Raw genomic sequence first — 22,100 nt, forward strand, 5'->3', positions numbered from 1 at the left:
TTTAGGAGGAATGGAATTTGAGAGAGGTTGTCATTGTAGAAGCAGTTCGTACCCCGGTTGGAAAAAGAAAGGGAGTATTCAGTTCAATCCGGCCAGATGAAATGGCTGCAAAAGTTCTTAGGGAATTAGTCAACCGCGCGGGTATCTCGCCAGGCATTGTCGAAGACGTCATTTTAGGCTGTGTCATGCAAGTGGAAGAGCAAGGACTGAATATAGCCCGGAACGCTGCTTTAATGGCCGATTTTCCTATTCACGTACCAGGAACGACCATTGACCGTCAGTGCGGTTCCAGCCAACAGGCCATTCATTTTGCAGCACAAGCTATTTTGAGCGGGGATATGGATGTGGTCATTGCCGGAGGAGTGGAAAGCATGACGAGAATCCCGATGGGGGCAACCCGTAGGGAATCGAGATGGAGTGAAGAATTGACTTCAAGATATGAAATGATTCATCAAGGGTTATCAGCTGAGCGGATTGCAGAAAAATGGGGATACAGTCGTAGTCAACTTGACGAGTTTTCGCTTCACAGTCACCTTAAGGCAATTAAAGCACAGGAAGAAGGCCGATTTGATCGTGAAATTATGCCAATTGAAGTAAAACTCGAGGATGGCTCGACAGTAGTGGTAACAAAGGATGAAGGACCAAGAAAGGATACATCTTTGGAGAAACTGGCCTCCCTGAAACCTGCATTTACACAGGATGGGAAAATTCACGCCGGAAATTCCAGCCAAATGAGTGATGGCGCCGCAGCCCTCCTATTAATGTCACGGGAAAAAGCAGAGGAGCTTGGTCTAAAGCCACGTTTCCGCATCGTTGCCCGTTCCGTTGTTGGTTCTGACCCGACACTCATGCTAACAGGTCCTTCCATCGCTTCGAAAAAAGTTCTTGAAAAAGCCGGCCTAACCATTGAAGAGATGGATACTTATGAAGTAAACGAGGCATTTGCCCCAGTTCCATTGCTCTGGCTGGACGAACTAAATGCAGATGCTGATAAACTAAATCCAAATGGCGGGGCGATTGCCTTAGGCCATCCATTAGGTGGTTCCGGTGCCCGTCTCATGATTACCATGCTGCATGAACTTGAAAGAACCGGCGGACGATACGGTCTTCAAGCAATCTGCGAAGGCGGAGGAATGGCCAACGCCACTATTATTGAAAGAATTAGTTAATCTATTTTTCTAACACAGTAGAGGTTAAAATATTGGATCGTCCACAAGGAATCTTAAAAACTTTTAAATGGAGGAGGCTTTTATTATGAAAGTAAATGGCAGTGTTGCTGTTGTTACAGGAGGTGCTTCAGGTCTAGGAGAAGCAACTGTTGAAACGATTGTTGAAAACGGGGGTTATGCCGCTATCTTTGATTTGCAAGAAGACAGAGGCGCGGCATTAGTCGAAAGATTAGGTTCTGAGCGGGTTTTATATGTAAAAACAAATGTTACTAGCGAAGCGGATGTCGTGAGTGCTCTTAACCAAACAATAGAAAAGTTTGGCAGCATCCATGTGGCGGTAAACTGTGCCGGTATTGGCGCAGCAGAAAAAACAGTTGGCAAAGATAAGCCACATGATCTCGGCACTTTCACTAGGGTTATTCAGATAAATTTAATTGGTACCTTTAACGTAATCCGCTTGGCTGCGGAAAAAATGACACAAAATGAACCAAATGAGGAAGGAGAAAGAGGTGTCATCATCAACACAGCTTCTGTTGCTGCCTTCGATGGACAAATGGGCCAAGGTGCCTATAGCGCGTCTAAGGGCGGTATCGTGGGTATGACATTACCTATTGCTCGCGATCTGTCCAGACATGGAATCAGGGTGGTGACCATTGCCCCAGGACTCATGGATACGCCATTGTTTGCCGGTGCTCCGGAAAAAGTCCGCTTGGCATTGGGGGCAATGGTTCCATTCCCACCTCGATTAGGACGTTCCACTGAATATGCCCACATGGCAAAAAGCATCATTGAAAATCCATATTTAAATGGTGAAACCATCCGCCTCGATGGTGGAATTCGGATGCAGCCGAAGTAAAGCAAAAAGAACCTCCAATGGTCAACAATGGAGGTTCTTTTCAAATGTTATTACGAGGTGACAAATTTGAACTATGGAGAACTAATGGGCGATTTCTCTTGGGAAGCAGTCGTGAAAACCTATGATTGGAATGTTCATGAGAGGTTTAATATCGCACATGAGTGCTGTGATAAATGGGCGGATGACCCTAATCGGGTAGCCATTTATTGGGAGGATGAAAACGGAAATAAGGATGTATGGACCTACTTACGGCTGAAAGAGCAATCTAATAGGATGGCGAATGCACTCCGGTCACTTGGCGTGAAAAGAGGTGATCGTGTAGCTGGTCTATTGGGAAAGGATATGGAACTTATTCTAACAGTTTTAGCCACATGGAAAATTGGAGCAATTTATGTGCCGATGTTCACGGCTTTCGGACCGGAAGCACTCGTTTATCGATTACAAGATGCCGATTGCAAAATCTTAGTGACGAATAAGGAGCAGGCAAAGAAATTAGATGGCCAACATATCTCATGCGAACTGCTATTAACTGATGGGTTAACAGGAAACGGAAAAACCTTCCTGGAGTTTATTCAAATGTTTTCCTGTGAGCATGAAACAGAGTCTACATCGATTATGGATCCCAGCGTAATTCAGTATACCTCAGGATCAACCGGGATGCCGAAAGGAGCCGTTTGGGCGCACAAAATCATTATAAGCACCTACCCGTACCTTCGTTATTCAATGGGGTTAGAGGATCATGATACGTTCATCGGTGGCGCCGATATGGGGTGGGCGTATGGCTTGATGAACTGTACATTTTGCCCTTTAACTCTAGGAATATCGATAGTGGTCTATAAAGGGCCTTTCCAAGTGGAAAAATACTATCAATTACTTCAAAAATATAAAGTGACCAACTTTGCCTATGCCCCAACGGCTTACAGAATGATGATGGTGGCAGGTTCCGACATAGTTAAGAAATACGCACTCAATGTAAAAAAGTTCTCAAGTGCAGGGGAACCACTCAATGCTGAAGTGGTCCGCTTTTTCAAAGAAAACTTTGGACGGGAAATCTATGATCATTATGGCTCAACTGAAACAGGAATGATTGTAAATAACTATAATGCCACGGATATGAAATAAAACCGGGATCGATGGGTCTTCCGACTCCGGGTTACAAAATAAATCTATTGAATGAGCAGGGGGATTCGGTTGAAGTTGGCGATGTTGGCCAAATAGTTGTGGATACAACAGCATTCCCCTACTTCTTTCTTGGTTATTGGAATGACCCTAAGAAAGCAGAAGAAAAATTAATGGGAATATGGTTTTTGACAGGGGACCTGGCTAGTAAAGATAGTGAAGGATATTATTGGTTCCAAGGAAGAGCGGATGACATCATCTCTAGCGCTGGTTATCGAATTGGTCCTTTCGAAGTAGAAAGTAGCCTTTTGGAACATCCTGCTGTTGCTGAAGCTGCTGTGGTAGGCAAACCTGATCCATTGAAAGGAGAAATTGTAAAAGCATATGTAGTATTAAAACCAAGTTTTGAACCATCCACCGAGTTAGCTGAAAAGTTACGTTCTTTTGTAAAAAGTAAGCTATCAAAACATCAATATCCACGAGAAGTGGAATTTGTTGAAAACCTTCCTAAGACACCAAGTGGAAAAATCCAGCGGTACATTTTGAAACAGAGCCTTCAATCTATTAGAAACTAACCAAAAAGTGAGCCAACCATCCAATCATGGTTTAACAAAGATGAAAAGAGGAGAAACGAATGCAGACATCGACAATAATTAAGGTAGCGCCGGATGACATCGACCAGCTTGGCCATGTTAATTACCTGAAATATATTCTTTTTCTTGAAAGAGCGGTGGGTGATTGGTATCGACAGACAGGGGTAGATTTTAAAGAGCTAAGAAAACAAGATCTTGGCACGGTCGTCCTAAAGTTCGATATTACTTACCTTAAGGAAGCCAGATTAGGTGATACACTGACGGTGACGACCACACTAATGAATGTGGGCAACAAAAGTTTCACAGTAAAACAAGAGATTTATAATCAGGACAACATCCTAATTACGGAAGCAACGAAATCATTTGTCATGTTTAATACAGCTACAAGAAAAGGTGTTCCTGTCATCGAAGAAATTGCCCGTCACTACAAATGTGCCAGGAAATAACGAAAAATTGTCTTATACAAGTGCTGGAGAAAATGGGAGAATCAGTTTTTTAAGGCGGTGGGACAAATGAAGGGAAAAATAATGCCGGAGTGTCTCCTGCCACTAAGTGGAGCAGTGAATTTCCGTGATATGGGCGGACTAGCGACGATAGATGGCAGAAAAGTTAAAAAGGGAATCCTGTTTCGGGCAGCAGAATTAACCGCATTAACTGCCGAAGATATAAGCTTTATAGAAACCCTCCAATTAAAACGGGTATTTGATTATCGCAGACAAAAGGAGGCGGAACGGAAGCCCGATCCGCCTTTAGGTTCTGTCGTATTAGAAAGGATTGCCGCCATAAGCGAAGAAAATATTGCCTCGAATATGGCTGGTAATAACGATGGCTTTCATACGGACTATTACCGCCAATTTACCGTAGAAAGATTCCTGAAGATTTATACTGAGATGCCGATACGGAATCCATCCTATAAAAGAGTAATGGCACTATTAAAAAGCCCGGAAGAAAACCTGCCTTTAGTCCACCATTGTACGGCCGGCCGTGACCGAACGGGAGTAGGTGCCATGTTAATATTGCTGACAATGGGTGTACCCTACGAAACTGTATTGGATGATTACTTGCTGTCCAACCTGACACTAGCAGAACGTTATGAAACTACTTTTGAAAAAGTCCAGAAATTTTTTACTCCAGAAGAATATAAACAATTTACCGATGCTTTTCCACTACGAGAAGATTATCTTCATGCTGCCTATAACGCAATTATTAGCAACTATGGTGATTTTGACTCGTATATTGCAGAAGAATTCGGAATAGCCGAAAAGGATAGGGAAAACATAAAAAACTATTGTTTAGAATAGGAGTGAATAGTTTGAATAAACCTTGGCTTTTTTCTTACCCAGAACAAGTTCCGTATGAAATTTCCCCTCCTGCTGATTCCATCTATGACCTGCTCTCTGATACAACAAAACTTTATCCAGAGAACGTTGCCGTCATTGATAATCAAAAAGAAATGACCTACTCCGAACTCAAAAACGCTGTTGATCGTTTTGCTTCAGCCCTGGCTGGAACCGGATTTCAAAAAGGAGACAGGTTTGCCATTATGCTGCCAAACTGTTTGGAATATATTGTCTCCTTTTTTGCCGTGCAGCGTTTAGGAGGTACGGTTGTTCAAGTGAATCCACTATATACACCGAGAGAATTGCAGTATATCTTGGAAGATTCCGAGACAAATTGGTTGGTTTGTAATCGCTTCCAAATTCAAAAGATTGAACAAATTGGATATAAAGATAAATTGACTTCTATCATTGCCGAGGGGAAACTAGTCGAAAGTGATAGCCTTCAGGCATGGATCGAAAAAGGGAAGAATCCACCGCCAGCAATCGATATGGATGTGAAAGAGGATATTGCCATTTTGCAATATACAGGAGGCACCACTGGAAGGCCTAAAGGGGTAATGATTACCCATTATAATGTCATTAGTAATCTTTATCAAAACAAAGAATCAAGTGTAGGGGTAGCAAGTGAAGGTTCATGGCACCGAAACATTGGAATCGCGCCAATGTTCCATGCGATGGGTTTAACAGGAATGATGACCAATATTTTTAGGGGTGGCACTTTTTATACGATTAGCAAATTTGATTTGAATGTGGTCGTGGAAGCGATCAGAAACTTTCAACCAACCTCTTTTAGCGGATCACCCACCATGTTTATTGCACTGCTAAACCATCCAAACCTTTCGCAGGATGATTTAAAATCGATTAAAGCATGCAGCAGCGGCTCTGCGCCATTGTCGGTTGAAGTCATGAAGAGTTTTGAGGATAAGACGGGCGCACCTATTATCGAAGCTTATGGATTAACAGAAGCGACGACGATGGTGACGAAAAATCCAAGCCAAGGTGTACGAAAGCCAGGCTCAATTGGGATACCAGTTCCAAGCACAGATTGCCGGATTGTGGATTGCTACTGGTACAATAGAATTGCCTGTTGGGGAAACCGGTGAACTTATTGTAAAAGGTCCACAAGTTACTAAGGGATATTGGAAAAATGAAGAAGAAACCATGAATACTTTCAGGGACGGTTGGCTTTTTACGGGTGATTTGGCAAGAATGGATGAGGATGGATATTTTTATATTGTTGGAAGAAAAAAGGATATGATTATTGCAAGTGGTTTCAATATTTACCCGTTAGAAATTGAGGAGGTTTTATATCAACTTCCGGCTGTCAGGGAAGTATGTGTGTACGGCGTTCCCGACCCTTATCGCGGGGAGACAGTCAAAGCGGCGATTGTTCTAAAGGAAAATGCTACACTAACAGCACAAGAAGTCGAAGATTGGTGCAACCTACATCTGGCGAGATATAAGGTTCCTAGATTGATTGATTTTAGAGATGAACTTCCAAAAACAGCAGTAGGAAAGATTTTGCGAACAAAATTAATTCAACAAGAAAAAGAAGGTGCTGTCATTAGTGAACTAACGGTGGAAAACCATATTGATTCTAACGGGTAAAAAAATATGGGATAAACAGCAGGGGTGTCTCCAATGGGGACACCCTGCTGAGTTTTTAACGGAATTATATTTTCCTAGTTTAGGAAAATCACATAATATTGTAAGCTCGGGCAGGTCACCAAATGGAAATAAATCATCAACACTTAAAACTTACTTCTGCTGAATTGGCATATTTATGGACTACTATTTGGCAGATAGCATGTCCATTTGTGCGAATAAGTATTTCCTTCAAAACATTGAAGATGAAGAAATTAAAAAACTGGTAATCCATGAATTGGATTTAGCGCAGCAGCACACTGTAATCATCCGAGATATTTTCACCAAAGAGAAAATCGCAATACACAAGCATTCTCGGATCAAGATGTTAATTTAAACGCTAAGCGGTTATTCACTGACATTTTCTACGTAAAATACATACACAATATGTCGAAGGGTGGATTAGTCACTTATGGCAGGGTGCTTCAAAATGTCTACCGGCAGGAAATCCATTCTTTTTATTAGAAATGTTTAACATCTAACTTAGAATTAAAAACTGAGGCTACTGATTTATTAGTAAAAAAAGGATTAGCCCTTATTCCCCCTGAAATCCCATATCCGCAAAAGGTCGTTTTCCACCTAAAATGATATAATTTTACAAGGAATAAGTAGAGTTAAAGATTCAATATGAAGTAAAAAATCAACGTGTGCTGCAACCAGTCACCATTATCAAAAAGAAAAACAATATCTTGGCATGGTGTGCTGAGTAACATGTGACATCAGCTATTTTTTTGGTTAAAATAACAAAAGTATAAAAAATAGAAACTTTTTTGATAAAGTATTAAGGAAATGGCCGGAATGGAGGGGGCACTACTGGATGGATACGAAAACGACAATTATCAACATTGCAACAGCACTATTCCAAGAAAAGGGATATATGGGTGTGGGGATCACCGAAATATTACAAACATGCAACATCTCTAAAGGATCATTTTATCACCACTTTCCGAATGGAAAAGAAGAATTACTGATTGCATGCCTAAAGTCAATAGAAAAGGTCATTACGGAGGACATTGAGTATATCTTTAACCAATATCGAACCGCCCATGAAGCGACATACGCACTGATTGAAAAATTAATCTACTTGTTTGACAAAGAAGATACGTTGACAGGGTATACGTTTGCCAGTATTATCAGCGAATTAGGTTCACTAAATGAACCAGTGCGTATCGCAGTCAATTCCTTATACATAGAAATGCAGCGGATTTATGCCGCAAAGCTGGAAGCAGATGGATTTTCAAAAGCAGATGCGGATTCCCTTGCTCTGATGATGACGGCGTCGGTTGAAGGGGGAATCATGCTTTGCTTAACCCAAAAAACAAGCGATCCCTTGAAAACAGTCCTCAATCTATTACCAAATATGTTGAAAAAGTGAGGTTGTATGGGTATTTTACGGTTTGTCTCAGCGTTATTCAAACTTCCCATTAAGGGATTTTTGCTATTATTTAGTGTCTGCTGCATTACATGTCTGGAAACATTGGTTTATTTTAGGAAATGTTGCAATTAATCCCTGTTTTTATAAGCCGTTTTCATATACTTTATATGGAGCAAACTATTTCTACCATCATATTATTCATTTACCTGGGAGTCTTCAAAGTCTTTATCGAGGGAAGCATCAAGGGCGGAGTTCAAAGAGATGAGGAAGCGTCCATCTCGGTTACTGGGAAGGGAGTGACATGATTGGGCAGAACATATTTGACATGGTTCATTACCCCTGGTTACTACTTTACCCAACGATTGCTGTGGTTGGTTTAAAATATTGTTATTAAACATTATGATGAAACAATTTGAATCAATGAACGAACGATAAGGAAGTAAGTCCTATTATGAGATAAAGCAAAAATACAACAAGGAACTTTTCGGAGAAATAGAAACAGCCCAATCTTGTTTAGGATTGGGCTGTTTTTCTCACAATTTAGCGGGTTTCGGAAACCTTTTGGAGCAATATTTCTTTTTCTTCATCCGTCAACATCCGTTCCGCCATTGGATAGAGGACCTGTTCTTCTTTCATAAAATGGTCTAACAGGGTATAGTAGGCATTTTTAATCAAATTCGAATTTTGAATTTTCTCGTCTGTTGTTAGAACTGTTTGGCTCTCAGCGTTTTTGAGGAATTCATTGATGAAACTTCTTGCCTGCTCGTGTTCATATTCCATTACAGAAATAGGCCCGCCATTTTTTCCAAGGTAGACTTCCATCATCCGGAATAAAAAGTCTTCCTCACGTTCCGAGTGGAATTCAAGATTTGTGAAAAACTCTCTCACTTCCGTGAACAATTTTTCAAAGTCTGTTCCTGCTGGTTCTTGCTCCACTTGATTACATAGAGAGAATAAAGCTTCTAAACAACTCCTTAATGAAGTATGCTCGCTAACTAATTGATTTAATCCTTCTGAAAGTGTGATCGGTCCGTTTCCAATTAATCCACTATGACATCCTTGCATGATTCAAATCCCCTTTCAACTATTTATACTATTACTATATAAAAATCGAAATTGTTTTATAGTGACTTAAATCACTAAAAACACATGTTTATGGATCCGGCTAAAAAAGATATTTATTTTCTTATTTTTATAGTAAAATAATACTATAAATAGGTATCAAGAGTGGCGGAGAGAACTGGCTCGATGATGTCACAGCAACCTACAGCAGTGCAAGGTGCTCCAACCAGCAAAGCTTAATGCTTTGAATTATAAAACGGCGGCAGCCCCTTTTGCATTCAAGGCAAGGGGGGTTGTTTTATTTGTTCGCGGACGGAGAAAAAGGAGGAATAGCAATGAACATTAGCGGATTTGCCCGAGGCTTGATGTCCAAGAATTACAGTACGGAACGATTTTTGCTTCATGTGGCCAATTGTGTGGAGGGCCAGCTGAAAGAATGGGATGAAAAATATGAAGTCCTCGTTTTGAAGTTGAAAAACTATGAATTTATCGTCAAAATGGGTGACCAGGATTACTATCTTCCGCTTCCTGAAGAGGAAATTGCTGCTTTACAACAAATGGGGGCATTTGCCCTGGACCGGAGGGTTTGGAGAGAACTGGAGAATCAAGGTCTCCCGATTCAAAGAGGCCATGGAAATTACATAAATTATGTACTATGAAGAAAAATGCAGGCCATATCAGACCTGCATTTTTTTTGATTTTATATAACACTATTCTTAATCGTATTACTATCTGTGCCATCGGGATCAATGACAAGGGAGACAGGGACGTTAATCGGGGATAGGTCGCCGTTTTGCTCCCCGACGGCCTGATTTCGTTTATAGGATACAAACTGGTCAATCATCTGCATCGGTCCCAAATTAGTAATCGCCCCATTATCCATTGTATTAATTTTAAACCCCAGGAGATTAATTGCCATCGGTGTAACAAATATCATAAAATCCAACACTCCCTCTCATTTATGAAAAAACATCATAAGACGCTATTTTTAACGGTAGGACTGTCGATTACATCCATGTCCGACACCCAGGATACCGTAAGCAGGGTAGGCGAAAGGTCACCGTTTTGTTCGCCAATTCCCTGGCTTCGTTTATAAGAAACAAACAAATCATTTTGCTGGCTAGGGCCTAAATTGACAACTGCCCCGTGGTCAAGGGCATTTATCTTAAATCCCAGCATATTCAGTGAAATCGGTGCAAAAACCATTATGCCACCCCTTATGGAATCGGAATCGGCGAGGATGCGAAAGAGGAAGCGGAATCAATTTGGTCTCGGTCATCAACACAGCTTCGAGTCCCGAGAAAGTGACTTCCATCGCCCATATTCTGGCCAAACCCCTGATTTTTTTTATCTGAATTATGCCATTCTGCCAAAAGGTTTTGACCAACATTAATTGCAGATGCATTCTCAAAGGAGTTTACTTTAATGATGTTGATATTAATATTAATATAGGGAACTGGCCCGTTCATGAAACCCCTCCTCATTCTGTCCGGTCTTCAAGTTATCGATTGTTTTTCTCAGAATAAACATCATATAAATCATTGTCATTGGTAGAATGGATCGTATGGGACCTAAGTGTTAGGTCTGCCAATTGCTGCCCAAACCCCTGACTTTTCTTGGCGCAAACATTGCGGTTGGTTTTGATCGTAGAAGAAAAAGACACCGAGCTTAAATGGTCGACATTATTCAACTTGATTCCCTTAATCGTTATATTAGTAGGTAAAAAGTTCATCCTCATTCATTTCCTTCCAAGCCTGTTTTTACAGAGTATGCGCCATTAAAATAAATTATGTTAGCGTATGGAGTGAAGTCCGGACGCATCATATGAATTTTTTTGACAGAAGTCAAATATGATTTAATGATACACATAAAAGTACGAGCTATGGCTGGCATCGAAAGGGGGAATCCAACATGGACATGAAGCACCTTATGGAATGGCTGGAGTTGGCTAAAAAATATCAGTCTGGTGACTTTTGGAACAGTATTTTTGAGCAGGCCTCCGTGAATGATTTCATGAAGGAGGTGCAAGATTTCCCGCCACCACCTGGTACCGAGCGTTCAACGGGCCAAAAGCAAAGCTTTCCCCCAACCGACATTTACCTGACGGATGATGAGGTTCTAATTGTTTCAAACCTGGCAGGATACCGAAAGGAAAATCTCCAGTTATCTTTGGCAGGAACGAAATTAATGATCAAAGGCACAGGCGGCCAAATGAACCCCGGAACGCCGGTACTAAAAGAAAGACACCAAGGAGACTTTCAGCGTGTCATTGAGCTTCCTGAACCAGTCTCTTCAAATGAATTGACGGCAAAATTTCATAGTGGACTCCTCTTCATTTCCTATAAGCGTCAATTCAAAAACGAGGAATATGTAGAAATAGAATAGATTTTAAAAAAAATATACAGTAAGCTTGGTGAAGGGGAATGGATATAAAAAATTTATTCAACCAAAACAAAGACCAAGGAAAATCTGAAAACAAAATGGACGAGCGGCATGTTACCAGAATGAATGCACTGGAGGTTCAGGTCAAGCAATTGCTGCAGTTTGAAAAACAGGCCCGTCCGCTACTGCTTAGAATGAATCAGGGGGAGAGGGAGGTGGAGCGGCGTATGGACCCATTTCCTTCGGAATCGCTGGTGGATAAAAAGGAGTATGACCAATTGCTGCGAAAGGTAATGGGTCTGGAACAGAAATTGAATCATATCCAAACGGCGGTTTCGTCCTTTCAAGATAGCTCCCCCAATCAGAATGAATCCAGGGAAGAGCATGGTATGTCCGCTATCCAAGAGAAGATGAAAGCACTTGAAACAAATTTTTTATTGTTAAATGAAGTACAAGCTGTGATTTTGAAACAAATGACTGATTTATCACATAAACTTGCGGAACTAAGCAATCAGACTAGTAAAGCTGAAACCCAAGAGTCTAACCAGGAACCCCTGTTTAAAACGCTCTATATTGATAAACTATTTTTAGATAAATATGAACAAAACAACAATTTTGCCCAATTGGGAATTAAGGAATTGAGCGGGGCTCTCAACATAGGTGCGACTTATGGCAAAGATGTAGTACCCAAGGCGGTAACCGAACAAATTCAGGAAGACGTCGCGCAAATGAAGGCGATGAAAGAACAGATGTACCAAAAGCAACCCAGCGGGCAAGAACCAGAATTCGAAGACCAAGAGGATTCTACTGAAGAAACGGATATAGAATTTACCAATATCCAAATAGTTGATGATTCTTCTTTTGAAGACATGGAATGAAGGGCCTACAGATTGGTGTAAGTCCTTTTTGTTTGGATTTTTTAGCTATGGTAAAATGACTTTAGATTTAGCTTTAAAAGTTATAGCGAAAGGATTTATACCGTATGACATTTTTAGAAACAATCAAACCTCACTTAACGAGTGAAGATATTTTAGTTCAACAAACCGTTCTGCACGCCCTTCATGATTTTCCAAGTGTTCCAGAAGAGTGGACCGTTCAATTGCTTAAAGAAGCATTTCAGAACAAAGACAAGCTGACCTCGATTCTCATTTATGTGGACCATCAGATCATCAATGAGGAAGCGATTAAAATTCTGCTTGAAAACATCCCTAAAATGGAAAAGGCAATGACTCACTTAGCGATAAATCTGTTCAATCAGGTAGATGTGGAACTCGCACTAAAATATAAGGAGCAGTTACAACCATATCTGCCAAAGGATACCTGGACATTATACGAACTTATCACATCCGGTACGAAGGAAAATGTAATGAGAGCCTATCAAAATATCATCGATAAGCTCGAGCATGCGCCTTCCTACGAACATGAACAATTTGTGAAAGCAAAAAAATTGGCAAAATGTCTGGTTGATAATGGCTGGATGACAGCGGAGGAAATTGACAGAGTAATTCAAGAAGATTTAAAGGAATCATGGTTTTCTTTTAAGGGAATTTTGTCTGTGTACATGATTGGTTTAATGAACTTAGATCAATATATCCCTGTGCTGGCAGGTTTGCTGACCCGTGATGAGGATGTTCTATTAGAAGAAGTGGCTGATGTGTTAATTCGTTTCCAATCAGATGAGGTGGTAAAAGAAGTAGCGCCATATTTAAGACGATCAGAATCGCTCATTTTTGCCAGTTCAATTGTCGAAAATATCAAATCAGATTTTGCTGTTGGGACATTAAGGGAGGCCTACCGGACCACAGATGAGGAAGAAGATCAAGATTTGCTGATTGAAGCACTCTGCCATCAACTGTCAAAAGAAGCATTGCCGGAAATCTCCGAGCATATGAACAAGGAATACTTCTCCAGCCTTGTGGATATTGAACAGGTGGTCTATGGTTACTATTCTATCATTGGGGAGCAGCATCCAGACATGGAATATTGGAGACAAGGAGCGCTGGAGCGGGAAATGGACTTTAGGGAGGAACCGAAACAAGGAGACCTGCTGCATAGCGTTCCTGTGAGAAATGACAACAAAGTTGGCCGCAATGACCCTTGCCCATGCGGAAGCGGTAAAAAATATAAAAAGTGCTGCGGAAAATAAAAACGTTTAAAAAGGCGTATCTGATCGTTAATTAAGGTACGCCTTTTCGCTATGTTCATTTTGTTAGTTGGATGCTTAACTTGCTGGTTGCCTTTTGAATGATATCATCAAAAGTGGTGTTCAATGCGATGGCCATTTCTTTGAATAAGACGCCTTGGATGGATGACATGAGTCTGCGGTCATGTTCACTCTGTTTTTTACCGGTCAATTCAGTTTCATGTTTTTTTCGCATTAATGTATTAAGTACTCTTGCAATTTCCATGCGGTTTCTAGTGTTAACAATGTTGGTAAAGGTTTGTTCCCGCAGATTGGCATTGTCAATCCAGTCCACTCCTGGTAATTCGAAGGAATCTAAAATTTGCTCTGCTTCACTTATGCTGATAATATCTTGCATAGCAATCGTTTTATTGTCGACAGGAGTACTAATCGTTAAGCCATTATCTTTGAGTGGATGCAATACATAGTAGGTTCTGGTTACACCGTTAATGGTCTTGTCACAAATGTCTTCGATCTGGCAAACACCATGCATTGAATAGATGACTATATCCCCAATATTGAACATGTCTCATACTCCTATACTCTAAGTTGTCAACTGGGTTGACGTTTACTAGAGTATAGTGTTTATTTGATGTTTTGTCAACTAAGTTGACGTCGCAAGGGCGATTTTGTATAGTAGGCCTATAAAGATAGAGGTGAAATTAATGAATCCTGAAATCCAGCACTTAGACGTAATCGACCTAATCAGTGAACGTCATGGCAAATTGCGAAAACTAGCAGAGGATTTATGGAATGACAACAGCAACATATACATTTCAAACTCAGAATGGTATATCATGTCGAGAATATATAAAAAACAGCCAACTATAGCATACGTTTCAAAAAATGTAGATATATCACGCCAAGCAACCCATAAGTTTATCAAAAGCTTAGAAGCAAAAGGACTAGTCGAAATAAGCAACGTAGAAAATAACAAAAAAGATAAACGCCTTCAACTTACACCATTTGGAGAAGAATGCTATGAAAAAAACGAATCCCTAAAAGCCACCATTATCAATAAAATCGTTAATCAAATCGGAGCAGAAAAATTAGTCCAGCTAAAAGAAATCCTAAGATTAGATTGGGGAGTGTGAAGCAGGGGGAGGTTCTCCTGCTTCACCATTTAGGAGAAGAGAAGTTCACAATGGTTTCATTTTTATCACCATGGATTAGTGTTTTTCTATGCTATCTTAAATATACAAACTTCTAAAATCCTTGGAGGTTACTATTATGAGTTGTGGATGTTCATCAAGACTTAAAGATGGAAAAGCAGTCGTTGACCATGTGAAAAGCAAAGGAAAACAAGGTAAAGCACCATTAGTTCCTCACAAGATTCATTGCGACTGTGGCGAAACATTTACCTTGGAAACAGTGATTATGGACTGTCCAAAATGCGGCATGACCTATGCTGTAACACCTTGCGGATCAGATGATATCAACAATATTAAACAAGCAGGGATACATTACGTATAGATTGGCACGGTGCTAAAAAGCAGAAAATAGAAAGGCATAAACCAATGGTGCAAAGCTAAAGTTTATGCCTTTTCCATTAAATATGATTCTGTTTAGGCGTCCGTTTTCTATAGATTACATAGCTGCGCGACAAATAACGGACAGGGACGCTAAATACATGGACAAGGCGGGTAAACGGCCAAGCCGCAAAGATTCCTAATACAGCCAAAATATGAATCCTAAACCATACTGGAACCGCACTCAAATAGTCAGCATTGGCACGAAACGTAAGCACACTGCGTAACCAAGGGCCGATCGTGGTTCGATAATCGAATCCATTGGGATCGATGTTTAAAAACGTTGCGGATAGACCAGATAGAATGACAATCACTAGAAATACAAGTGTAAGCCAATCTCCCGTTGTGCTGGTGACAATCAAACGGCGAACTGTCATCCGGCGATACAGCAGAATGAGAATCCCGATGGCCGCAGCAAGCCCTGCAGGGATACCGCCGATGAGGGCAATTGTATGGTATTGATGCTCTGTAACTCCCAGTGCTTCGTACACGTCAATTGGTATCAGCAGACCCATGACGTGGCCGCCAAAGACGAACAAAATTCCGAAATGAAAAAGATTACTTCCGAGACGAAGCAGCTTTTTTTCCAAAAGTTCACTGGATTTGGATGTCCAGCCAAATTGGTCATGTTGGTAGCGGTATATATGTCCGCCGATAAAAATCGTCAGGACAATGTAAGGGAGCACGCCCCATAAAAATTGTTCGAACATATTTCCTCACTCCTCCGTACAAGCTTGATAATGCCGGCACTCTTCATCGCAAGCAAAATTGCTTTAAATATATGTCCATATAAGTTATGCGTTGGATCCAAGTGATCGGCAATTTCTTTAATTTGATCATAGTATCGCTCCAAAATAGGTTTAGAGGTCGCAAGGTCTACTAGGCCGGCGAATTCTAGCATCACCGGAAGATAATCAGGAAGCTCTTTGTGGGTAACTAGGAATCCATGGATTTTATAATAGTTTTTTAGGAACAGCAGGTCCATGCCTCTTTCGCGTTGTTCTCCATTGGTCAAATACGTAACATACAGATTTGTTTTTTTGCCAAAGTCGAATGTATTGACATAGATGGAAACCAAGTCGACAGGGGACAAGGCCCTTGCTTTTTCTAGAAATTGCTGAAGTTCATTGGTGGCTTCAAAGAATGATAGGTTACCAGCTTCTTCAGCTGCTTCTGCAAGAATATCTTGAAAATCTTGATCTGGATAATTTAATAAAATGGAACAATATTGAAAAACCGGATTTATATCCTCGTGATTCATGGTTCCTCACCTGCTTTCAGTTGAGTTATAAAAAGGGGGCAGAACCCGTTAAAGGGTTCCGCAGGCACCCGGTCCGCCGGCAAAAGCCAGTCCGCAGCTGCCTTGCTCACTATAAAGATCCGCCACTTCCTCACGGTGGGAAGCAGGTATAACAAACCGGTCTTCATACTTGGCAATCGCCAGCAAGCGATACATATCTTGAATATCCTGTTCGGTTAAGCCTAAATCTTCAATAACTGCGAAATTAGGTGTTTTGTTGGTTTGGACGCTTCTCATATAGGTTCTCATTACGGCCATCTTTTTCAGGGTGGTTCGGATATGGGTTTCATCACCAGCGGTAAGCAGGTTTGCCAAGTACTCAATTGGAATCCGCATCTGATCGATCGCAGGGAAGATGTCCTCGGTGCTAGAAGTGCTGCCAACCCCTTCAAACATGTTCATAATCGGGCTTAACGGCGGAATGTACCATACCATTGGCAGGGTGCGATATTCCGGATGAAGCGGCAGGGCAATCTTCCAGTCCATAATCATTTTATAGATTGGGGATTTTTGCGCCGCTTCAATAAATTCCATGGGAATGCCTTCTTCTTTGGCCTTGGCAGCCACTTTAGGATCATGCGGGTCCAAAAATACTTCCAACTGCTTATGGTAAAGGTCTTTTTCTTCCGCCATGGCGGCTTCCTGAACCTTGTCGGCATCATACAACATGACGCCCAGGTAACGAATTCGGCCCACACAGGTTTCCGAGCAAATCGTCGGCAGACCGGCTTCAATTCTAGGAAAACAAAGTGTACATTTTTCTGCTTTATTGGTCTGCCAGTTAAAATAAACTTTTTTATAAGGGCAGGAAGACACACAATGTCTCCAGGCACGGCAAGCATTTTGGTCCACTAGAACAATGCCATCCTCATCCCGTTTGTACATCGCTCCTGACGGACAGGCGCTGACACAGGATGGATTGATGCAATGTTCACAGATTCTTGGAAGATACATCATAAACACGTCTTCAAACTCGGTGCGAATTTGGTTTTCCATTTTTTCTACATTTGGGTCTTTTAACCCGGTGATATGTCCTCCGGCCAAGTCATCTTCCCAGTTTGGCCCCCAAAGAACCTCCATGAATTCGCCAGTTAGAGATGACTTAGGGCGGGCGACTGGCTGGGTTTTGCGCATCGGGCTGTTGGTCAGTGTTTCATAATCATAATTCCAAGGCTCGTAATAATCGTCGATCTCCGGAAGGTTAGGATTGTAAAACAGATTGAGCAAGCGATTTGTTTTGGAACCAGACTTTAATTGGAGTTTGCCGTTTTTGATTTTCCAGCCCCCCTTGTACTTTTCTTGGTCTTCCCAGCGTTTTGGATAGCCGATGCCAGGCTTGGTTTCGACGTTGTTAAAGTACATATATTCTGCACCTGGACGATTCGTCCAGGTATTTTTGCAGGTGACACTGCAGGTATGGCAGCCGATACATTTATCTAAATTCATGACCATTCCAATTTGCGCTTTAATCTTCAAGCCAATCTACCTCCTTCAGTTTTCGGATCACTACATTTAAATCACGCTGATTTCCGGTCGGGCCGTAATAGTTAAATCCATAGCTTAGCTGTGCATAGCCGCCAATCATATGGGTGGGCTTTACATGGATACGGGTTGGGCTGTTATGGGTGCCCCCGCGATTATTAGTTAATTTCGTGCCAGGCACGTTAATGTGCCGATCTTGCGCATGGTGCATAAACGCCATCCCTCTTGGAATCCGGTGCGAGACAACCGCTCTAGCGACAACGACACCATTTCGGTTGAAGCATTCGATCCAATCATTATCGTTAATGTCTGCTTCAGCGGCATCATCTTTATTCATCCAAACCGTAGGGCCGCCGCGGAATAGGGTGAGCATTGGCTGAGAATCGAAGTACATGCTGTGAACTGACCATTTATTATGCGGTGTTAAATAGTTTAAAATGATTTCTTTGCCTTCTACGGCCGGGCGATTTTTTCTAAATGGTTTTGGCTGGAGAATCGGCTTAAAGGTGGCCATCGCTTCACCAAATTCTTGCATCATTTCATGGTCAACGTAAAAAGATTGTCTGCCGGTAATCGTCCGCCACGGAATCAACCGTTCCACATTGGTGGTAAACGGCGAATAACGCCGGCCGCCTTTTTCCGAGCCACTGAAGGCAGGGGAGGTAATCACCGTTTTCGGCTGGGCGGTAATTTGCGCAAACGTAAAGCATTCTTCTTCGCGTTCTTCAGCCAAATCCGCAAGTTCTAGGTCCGTTTGCTTCTCCAACGCTTTCCAGGCCTTTACCGCCATTTTTCCATTGGAAGTGGAGGAGAGGGTCAGGACCGCTTCCGCTGCACTCTTGGCTGACTCGATGTTTGGGCAGCCGTCAGCCACACCGCCTCGAACCGTACCAAGAACTTTCTTTAGCTTTTCGTATTCTTCCGCTGCCGACCAGTTGATGCCTTTAATTCCGTAAGGGGCCTTGTGAATGCCAGGTCCGAGCGACGTCATTTTGTCGTATATCAGTTTGTAATCCCGTTCCACCACATGGATTTGCGGCATTGTTTTTCCAGGAATCGGTTCACATTCCCCTTTGCTCCAATCCTTAATTATGCCAAGCGGCTGGGCAAGTTCTTGCGGCGTATCATGCTGCAACGGTGTCGCCACCACTTCTTTAACGGGTCCCATCTCCAGTTCTGCTGCCATGTCGGAAACAGCTTTGGCAATTGATTTAAAGATATCCCAGTCGGATCGAGCTTCCCATGGTGTCGAGATGGCCGGATTAAATGGATGGATGAATGGATGCATATCCGTACTGTTTAAATCATGTTTCTCATACCAGGTGGCAGCTGGGAGAACCACATCAGAGTAGAGGGCTGTACCCGCCATTCTAAAGTCTAAATTGATGAGCAAATCCAGCTTTCCTACAGGTGCCTCGTCACGCCAGGTGATTTCTTCGGGTCTTAAGCTATCTTCGTCGTCATTGAGCAGGCCGTGGGTTGCGCCTAATAAATGTTTCAGGAAGTATTCATGTCCTTTGCCGGAGCTGGAAATTAAGTTGGCCCGCCAGACAAACAAGTTTCTCGGGAAATTGACGGGACTGTCGGGATCTTCAATCGAGAATTGTAATTGTGTATTTTTTAAGCTGGCTGCCACATAATTACCGATTTCTTCCGAAGTGTTCGCACCGGAATCTGTTGCTTCTTTATATAAATCAATGCCATTTTTATTAAAGGTTGGATAGGAAGGGAGCCATCCGAGCCGCGCTGCCATTACATTGTAATCGGCATAGCTGTCATAACGCGCCTTTTTAAATAAAGGCGAAATATGCTCACTGACGGGTTGCTCCTCGTACCGATATTGATCGGTTGCAAAATAGAAGAAGGAGGTACCGTTTTGTAATTTCGGCAATGATGACCAGTCTTTTGCATTCGCGATGGTTTGCCAGCCTTCTGCCGGACGAAGTTTTTCCTGGCCGACATAATGGGCCCAGCCGCCGCCATTGACACCTTGTGCCCCGACAAAAAGCACGAGGTTTAGCACTGCTCTGTAAATCGTGTCTGAGTTAAACCAGTGGTTGATTCCTGCTCCCACAATAATCATCGAACGGCCATTGGTATCAATGGCATTTTGGGCAAATTCACGGGCAATCTGGATGACGAGTTCTTTCTTAACGCCGGTTATTTTTTCTTGCCAGCCCGGCGTGAATGGTGTCGATTCATCATAATCCTTCGCTGCCATTCCTCCGAAACCGCGGTCCACACCGTAGTTTGCGAGTGTTAAATCGTATACCGTGGTCGTATAAAAGACTTCGCCGTTGACTTCCACTTTTCTCATTGGAACTTTACGGTATAAAATCTCATTTCCTTCATGTGAAAAATAAGGGAGTTTCACGGTTGTGATTTCTTCTTCAATCCCTTGGAAAGATAATCTAGGATGAATGCTCTCACCGGTTTCTTCATCCTGCATTTTTAGATTCCATTTCGCTTTATCTTCCCATCTAGCCCCCATTGTTCCATTTGGGATTGATAATCGGCCATTTATGTCATTGAACAAGACTGGTTTAAACTTACCATTTCCTAGGTTTTTACCAAGGTCGGCGGCATTTAAAAACCGGTCAGGGACAAATGTGCTGCCATCTTTTTTCAATGTGACGACAAACGGGAAGTCGGTATATTGCTTTGCATAGTTAATGAAATAATCGTGTTGATGGTCGACGTAGAATTCTTTTAAAATCACATGACCCATGGCCATGGCAAGTGCTCCGTCTGCGCCTTGCTTGACTTTCATCCAGTCATCCGCAAATTTCGTCGATTCGGCATAATCCGGACTTACAGAAACGACTTTGGTGCCCTTGTAGCGGACTTCCGCTAAAAAGTGAGCGTCCGGTGTCCGTGTTTGCGGCACGTTAGAGCCCCAAGTTAAAATATAGCCGGAATTGTACCAATCACTGCTTTCAGGCACATCGGTCTGATCACCCCAAATTTGCGGGGAGGCAGGGGGAAGGTCCGCATACCAATCGTAGAAGCTCAACATCGGGCCGCCAATCAGCGACATGAATCGGGAGCCGGCTGCATGGCTGAGCATGGACATGGCGGGAATCGGCGAAAATCCGACATTTCGGTCTGGTCCATATTTAAGGACTGTATATAAAAGAGAAGCCGAGATGAGTTTCAGGACTTCAGACCAGTCTGCGCGCACAAGTCCGCCCTTTCCGCGGGCCTGTTTGTAGCTTTTTGCCTTTTCAGGATTCTCGACAATACTTTTCCAAGCGTCTAATGGATTGGAATAGTTCTTAAGGGCTTCCCTCCACATTTCTAATAAGATTGCGCGTACATACGGATATTTGACACGTAGCGGACTGTAAATATACCAGGAAAAACTGGCTCCTCGCGGACAGCCGCGCGGCTCAAAGTCTGGCATATCCGGTCCTGTTGACGGGTAGTCAAGCTGCTGACCTTCCCAAGTCACAATGCCATCCTTTACATAAATGTTCCAGCTGCATGAACCGGTACAGTTGACACCATGAGTGGAACGAACGATTTTATCATGCTGCCATCTTTGCCGATATGCCCGTTCCCAATCCCGGTTTTCATACGTGGTTTGGCTATGGTTGTTGGATTGTTTTTCAATAGGAGTTAAGTACTTTAAACGATTTTGTAAGGGTGATCGTTTTTTCTTCATCAAAATCTCTCCTTTGCTATGGTTCTCTCATTGATTCAACTCGGGTCAATTACAGGAGTGAATGTTTATCTGGTTTAACTGTATCAATGAGAATAAATACCAAACTGTTAAGTACTTCACATTTTGAACATTAGACACAAAATCGACATATTTTGAGGAGCCTGTGAAGAGGGCGGGGGTGTGGCTATTAATTAGTGGAGAAAATGAAAAAGCTGACTAATTAGTCAGCTCAGATTGTCGAGAAAGGTTATTTTTCTCGGCAATTTTTCATTTTACTTGAATTAAAATATGATTTTTAGAATTGATTATCGCCTGCAATGGGGCCTATTGATTTCCGCTCCAGGTGCTTCGCTTTCCGCGGGCGTGCCGGGGAGCCTCCTCGGCGCTTTAGCGCCTGCGGGGT

Annotated in this window: 25 protein-coding genes, 1 pseudogene and 1 riboswitch; of the genes and pseudogenes, 16 read left to right on the plus strand and 10 right to left on the minus strand. The window is 42.2% G+C overall.

The window, feature by feature from the left end:
• Window positions 1-17: 17 nt before the first annotated feature.
• The 10 genes and pseudogenes from BN2425_RS19820 to BN2425_RS19860 all read left to right on the plus strand — a co-directional run bounded on the left by BN2425_RS19820 (window position 18) and on the right by BN2425_RS19860 (window position 8,096).
• Window positions 18-1,169 (plus strand): thiolase family protein, encoded by a 1,152-nt coding sequence (locus BN2425_RS19820; RefSeq protein ID WP_042463184.1) that lies wholly within the window; start codon window positions 18-20, stop codon window positions 1,167-1,169.
• Between the two features lie 85 nt (window positions 1,170-1,254).
• Complete coding sequence (locus BN2425_RS19825; RefSeq protein ID WP_042463186.1) at window positions 1,255-2,025, plus strand: 3-hydroxyacyl-CoA dehydrogenase; 771 nt, start codon at window positions 1,255-1,257, stop codon at window positions 2,023-2,025.
• Between the two features lie 66 nt (window positions 2,026-2,091).
• Entirely contained in the window at window positions 2,092-3,147 is a 1,056-nt protein-coding gene (locus tag BN2425_RS19830) for an acyl-CoA synthetase (RefSeq protein WP_264757821.1), read from the plus strand.
• 11 nt (window positions 3,148-3,158) lie between these two features.
• On the plus strand, window positions 3,159-3,719 hold the full coding sequence (locus tag BN2425_RS23400; RefSeq protein ID WP_264757822.1) for an AMP-binding enzyme: 561 nt from the start codon (window positions 3,159-3,161) through the stop codon (window positions 3,717-3,719).
• A gap of 59 nt (window positions 3,720-3,778) precedes the next feature.
• A complete protein-coding gene (locus BN2425_RS19835; protein ID WP_042463188.1) occupies window positions 3,779-4,183 on the plus strand; it encodes an acyl-CoA thioesterase in 405 nt (134 codons plus the stop codon).
• Between the two features lie 66 nt (window positions 4,184-4,249).
• The gene (locus tag BN2425_RS19840; protein ID WP_042463190.1) at window positions 4,250-5,038 is read left to right on the plus strand and encodes a tyrosine-protein phosphatase; all 789 of its coding nucleotides are present in this window, start codon (window positions 4,250-4,252) and stop codon (window positions 5,036-5,038) included.
• A gap of 11 nt (window positions 5,039-5,049) precedes the next feature.
• Window positions 5,050-6,180 (plus strand): AMP-binding protein, encoded by a 1,131-nt coding sequence (locus BN2425_RS19845; RefSeq protein ID WP_264757823.1) that lies wholly within the window; start codon window positions 5,050-5,052, stop codon window positions 6,178-6,180.
• Between the two features lie 58 nt (window positions 6,181-6,238).
• Window positions 6,239-6,685, plus strand: coding sequence for an AMP-binding enzyme (locus BN2425_RS23405; RefSeq protein ID WP_406603210.1), 447 nt, complete (start codon window positions 6,239-6,241; stop codon window positions 6,683-6,685).
• A 199-nt stretch (window positions 6,686-6,884) separates the two neighbouring features.
• Window positions 6,885-7,186: pseudogene (locus BN2425_RS23605) on the plus strand (DUF3231 family protein).
• A 352-nt stretch (window positions 7,187-7,538) separates the two neighbouring features.
• Window positions 7,539-8,096 (plus strand): TetR/AcrR family transcriptional regulator, encoded by a 558-nt coding sequence (locus BN2425_RS19860; RefSeq protein WP_042463193.1) that lies wholly within the window; start codon window positions 7,539-7,541, stop codon window positions 8,094-8,096.
• Window positions 8,097-8,636: 540 nt separating this feature from the next.
• On the opposite strand, the gene BN2425_RS19865 is transcribed toward BN2425_RS19860, so the two are convergent.
• On the minus strand, window positions 8,637-9,161 hold the full coding sequence (locus BN2425_RS19865; RefSeq protein WP_042463196.1) for a hemerythrin domain-containing protein: 525 nt from the start codon (window positions 9,159-9,161) through the stop codon (window positions 8,637-8,639).
• Window positions 9,162-9,314: 153 nt separating this feature from the next.
• Window positions 9,315-9,416: riboswitch (SAM riboswitch) on the plus strand.
• 77 nt (window positions 9,417-9,493) lie between these two features.
• Between BN2425_RS19865 and BN2425_RS19870 the strand changes: the two genes are divergently transcribed.
• On the plus strand, window positions 9,494-9,817 hold the full coding sequence (locus BN2425_RS19870) for a hypothetical protein (RefSeq protein ID WP_154663566.1): 324 nt from the start codon (window positions 9,494-9,496) through the stop codon (window positions 9,815-9,817).
• Between the two features lie 41 nt (window positions 9,818-9,858).
• On the opposite strand, the gene BN2425_RS19875 is transcribed toward BN2425_RS19870, so the two are convergent.
• From BN2425_RS19875 to BN2425_RS19890, 4 genes are read right to left on the minus strand one after another with little or no spacing between them, the layout of a single operon-like run.
• Entirely contained in the window at window positions 9,859-10,095 is a 237-nt protein-coding gene (locus tag BN2425_RS19875) for a hypothetical protein (RefSeq protein WP_042463201.1), read from the minus strand.
• Window positions 10,096-10,130: 35 nt separating this feature from the next.
• On the minus strand, window positions 10,131-10,364 hold the full coding sequence (locus BN2425_RS19880) for a hypothetical protein (protein ID WP_042463204.1): 234 nt from the start codon (window positions 10,362-10,364) through the stop codon (window positions 10,131-10,133).
• Window positions 10,365-10,375: 11 nt separating this feature from the next.
• Complete coding sequence (locus tag BN2425_RS19885; RefSeq protein ID WP_042463207.1) at window positions 10,376-10,627, minus strand: hypothetical protein; 252 nt, start codon at window positions 10,625-10,627, stop codon at window positions 10,376-10,378.
• 32 nt (window positions 10,628-10,659) lie between these two features.
• Complete coding sequence (locus BN2425_RS19890; protein WP_154663567.1) at window positions 10,660-10,896, minus strand: hypothetical protein; 237 nt, start codon at window positions 10,894-10,896, stop codon at window positions 10,660-10,662.
• Window positions 10,897-11,069: 173 nt separating this feature from the next.
• Between BN2425_RS19890 and BN2425_RS19895 the strand changes: the two genes are divergently transcribed.
• The 3 genes from BN2425_RS19895 to BN2425_RS19905 all read left to right on the plus strand — a co-directional run bounded on the left by BN2425_RS19895 (window position 11,070) and on the right by BN2425_RS19905 (window position 13,686).
• Window positions 11,070-11,543, plus strand: a complete 474-nt coding sequence (locus BN2425_RS19895; RefSeq protein WP_042463210.1) for an Hsp20/alpha crystallin family protein — start codon at window positions 11,070-11,072, stop codon at window positions 11,541-11,543.
• Window positions 11,544-11,581: 38 nt separating this feature from the next.
• A complete protein-coding gene (locus tag BN2425_RS19900; protein WP_052352976.1) occupies window positions 11,582-12,418 on the plus strand; it encodes a hypothetical protein in 837 nt (278 codons plus the stop codon).
• Between the two features lie 104 nt (window positions 12,419-12,522).
• Complete coding sequence (locus tag BN2425_RS19905; protein ID WP_042463213.1) at window positions 12,523-13,686, plus strand: YecA family protein; 1,164 nt, start codon at window positions 12,523-12,525, stop codon at window positions 13,684-13,686.
• Window positions 13,687-13,741: 55 nt separating this feature from the next.
• Here BN2425_RS19905 and BN2425_RS19910 read toward each other — a convergent pair whose 3' ends face one another.
• On the minus strand, window positions 13,742-14,248 hold the full coding sequence (locus tag BN2425_RS19910; RefSeq protein ID WP_042463216.1) for a CarD family transcriptional regulator: 507 nt from the start codon (window positions 14,246-14,248) through the stop codon (window positions 13,742-13,744).
• A 139-nt stretch (window positions 14,249-14,387) separates the two neighbouring features.
• Here BN2425_RS19910 and BN2425_RS19915 point away from each other — a divergent pair, with 139 nt between their 5' ends.
• Entirely contained in the window at window positions 14,388-14,816 is a 429-nt protein-coding gene (locus BN2425_RS19915; protein ID WP_042463218.1) for a MarR family winged helix-turn-helix transcriptional regulator, read from the plus strand.
• A gap of 136 nt (window positions 14,817-14,952) precedes the next feature.
• On the plus strand, window positions 14,953-15,195 hold the full coding sequence (locus BN2425_RS19920) for a hypothetical protein (RefSeq protein WP_042463221.1): 243 nt from the start codon (window positions 14,953-14,955) through the stop codon (window positions 15,193-15,195).
• 76 nt (window positions 15,196-15,271) lie between these two features.
• Here the strand turns inward: BN2425_RS19920 and narI are convergent, their stop codons facing one another.
• The 4 genes from narI to BN2425_RS19940 are packed head-to-tail and all read right to left on the minus strand — an operon-like array spanning window position 15,272 to window position 21,697.
• Window positions 15,272-15,961 carry a respiratory nitrate reductase subunit gamma gene (gene narI / locus BN2425_RS19925; RefSeq protein WP_042463223.1) on the minus strand — a complete coding sequence of 230 codons (690 nt, stop codon included), beginning with the start codon at window positions 15,959-15,961 and terminating at the stop codon, window positions 15,272-15,274.
• A complete protein-coding gene (gene narJ, locus BN2425_RS19930) occupies window positions 15,916-16,512 on the minus strand; it encodes a nitrate reductase molybdenum cofactor assembly chaperone (RefSeq protein WP_042463226.1) in 597 nt (198 codons plus the stop codon). The genes narI and narJ overlap by 46 nt, the downstream gene beginning before the upstream one ends.
• Before the next feature lie 48 nt (window positions 16,513-16,560).
• On the minus strand, window positions 16,561-18,027 hold the full coding sequence (gene narH / locus BN2425_RS19935; RefSeq protein ID WP_042463229.1) for a nitrate reductase subunit beta: 1,467 nt from the start codon (window positions 18,025-18,027) through the stop codon (window positions 16,561-16,563).
• On the minus strand, window positions 18,017-21,697 hold the full coding sequence (locus BN2425_RS19940) for a nitrate reductase subunit alpha (RefSeq protein WP_042463231.1): 3,681 nt from the start codon (window positions 21,695-21,697) through the stop codon (window positions 18,017-18,019). Before BN2425_RS19940 ends, narH begins: the two co-directional genes overlap by 11 nt.
• Between the last annotated feature and the right edge of the window lie 403 nt (window positions 21,698-22,100).

This window comes from Neobacillus dielmonensis (assembly GCF_000612665.1).
GTDB lineage: Bacteria > Bacillota > Bacilli > Bacillales > Cytobacillaceae > Neobacillus > Neobacillus dielmonensis.